Below are 2,500 nucleotides of genomic sequence, written 5' to 3'. Positions count from 1 at the left end.
ACACTGACTGGAGGACCGAACCGACTACCGTTGAAAAGTTAGCGGATGACCTGTGGATCGGAGTGAAAGGCTAATCAAGCTCGGAGATAGCTGGTTCTCCTCGAAAGCTATTTAGGTAGCGCCTCATGTATCACTGTAGGGGGTAGAGCACTGTTTCGGCTAGGGGGTCATCCCGACTTACCAAACCGATGCAAACTCCGAATACCTACAAGTGCCGAGCATGGGAGACACACGGCGGGTGCTAACGTCCGTCGTGAAAAGGGAAACAACCCAGACCGTCAGCTAAGGTCCCAAAGTTATGGTTAAGTGGGAAACGATGTGGGAAGGCTTAGACAGCTAGGAGGTTGGCTTAGAAGCAGCCACCCTTTAAAGAAAGCGTAATAGCTCACTAGTCGAGTCGGCCTGCGCGGAAGATGTAACGGGGCTCAAACCATACACCGAAGCTACGGGTATCACTTAGGTGATGCGGTAGAGGAGCGTTCTGTAAGCCTGTGAAGGTGAGTTGAGAAGCTTGCTGGAGGTATCAGAAGTGCGAATGCTGACATGAGTAACGACAATGGGTGTGAAAAACACCCACGCCGAAAGACCAAGGTTTCCTGCGCAACGTTAATCGACGCAGGGTTAGTCGGTCCCTAAGGCGAGGCTGAAAAGCGTAGTCGATGGAAAACAGGTTAATATTCCTGTACTTCTGGTTATTGCGATGGAGGGACGGAGAAGGCTAGGCCAGCTTGGCGTTGGTTGTCCAAGTTTAAGGTGGTAGGCTGGAATCTTAGGTAAATCCGGGATTCTAAGGCCGAGAGCTGATGACGAGTGTTCTTTTAGAACACGAAGTGGTTGATGCCATGCTTCCAAGAAAAGCTTCTAAGCTTCAGGTAACCAGGAACCGTACCCCAAACCGACACAGGTGGTTGGGTAGAGAATACCAAGGCGCTTGAGAGAACTCGGGTGAAGGAACTAGGCAAAATGGCACCGTAACTTCGGGAGAAGGTGCGCCGGTGAGGGTGAAGCACTTGCTGCGTAAGCCCACGCCGGTCGAAGATACCAGGCCGCTGCGACTGTTTATTAAAAACACAGCACTCTGCAAACACGAAAGTGGACGTATAGGGTGTGACGCCTGCCCGGTGCCGGAAGGTTAATTGATGGGGTTAGCTAACGCGAAGCTCTTGATCGAAGCCCCGGTAAACGGCGGCCGTAACTATAACGGTCCTAAGGTAGCGAAATTCCTTGTCGGGTAAGTTCCGACCTGCACGAATGGCGTAACGATGGCGGCGCTGTCTCCACCCGAGACTCAGTGAAATTGAAATCGCTGTGAAGATGCAGTGTATCCGCGGCTAGACGGAAAGACCCCGTGAACCTTTACTATAGCTTTGCACTGGACTTTGAATTTGCTTGTGTAGGATAGGTGGGAGGCTTTGAAGCGTGGACGCCAGTTCGCGTGGAGCCATCCTTGAAATACCACCCTGGCAACTTTGAGGTTCTAACTCAGGTCCGTTATCCGGATCGAGGACAGTGTATGGTGGGTAGTTTGACTGGGGCGGTCTCCTCCTAAAGAGTAACGGAGGAGTACGAAGGTGCGCTCAGACCGGTCGGAAATCGGTCGTAGAGTATAAAGGCAAAAGCGCGCTTGACTGCGAGACAGACACGTCGAGCAGGTRCGAAAGTAGGTCTTAGTGATCCGGTGGTTCTGTATGGAAGGGCCATCGCTCAACGGATAAAAGGTACTCCGGGGATAACAGGCTGATACCGCCCAAGAGTTCATATCGACGGCGGTGTTTGGCACCTCGATGTCGGCTCATCACATCCTGGGGCTGAAGCCGGTCCCAAGGGTATGGCTGTTCGCCATTTAAAGTGGTACGCGAGCTGGGTTTAGAACGTCGTGAGACAGTTCGGTCCCTATCTGCCGTGGACGTTTGAGATTTGAGAGGGGCTGCTCCTAGTACGAGAGGACCGGAGTGGACGAACCTCTGGTGTTCCGGTTGTCACGCCAGTGGCATTGCCGGGTAGCTATGTTCGGAATAGATAACCGCTGAAAGCATCTAAGCGGGAAACTAGCCTCAAGATGAGATCTCACTGGGACCTTGAGTCCCCTGAAGGGCCGTCGAAGACTACGACGTTGATAGGTTGGGTGTGTAAGCGCTGTGAGGCGTTGAGCTAACCAATACTAATTGCCCGTGAGGCTTGACCATATAACACCCAAGCAATTTGCTGATCCGAAAGGACACCAGATTGCGGTGTGTGAAGACGCAATGAACCGAAAGTTCGCAAGCATTCACAAAAACCGCAGAAACTATCGCATACCCAATTTGCTGAAGCGTCGAAAGACGGTTYGGTACCCGAATTTCTTGACGACCATAGAGCATTGGAACCACCTGATCCCATCCCGAACTCAGAAGTGAAACGATGCATCGCCGATGGTAGTGTGGGGTTTCCCCATGTGAGAGTAGGTCATCGTCAAGATTAAATTCCGAAACCCCTATCTGCGTATGCAGGTAGGGGTTTT

General features: G+C 52.0%; 2 rRNA genes (1 of these 2 cut by a window edge). Both read left to right on the top strand.

From position 1 onward, the window contains the following. Window positions 1-2,186: ribosomal RNA gene (locus AC1DLB_RS20040) — 23S ribosomal RNA — on the top strand; it begins 706 nt to the left of the window's first position. Between the two features lie 155 nt (window positions 2,187-2,341). Further along, window positions 2,342-2,457 (top strand): 5S ribosomal RNA (gene rrf, locus AC1DLB_RS20035). Window positions 2,458-2,500 lie beyond the last annotated feature (43 nt).

It is taken from the genome of Pseudomonas sp. 05N434, assembly GCF_056396965.1.
Note: the sequence above shows the minus strand (reverse complement) of the source record. Positions and strands in the feature narration are given on the sequence as shown.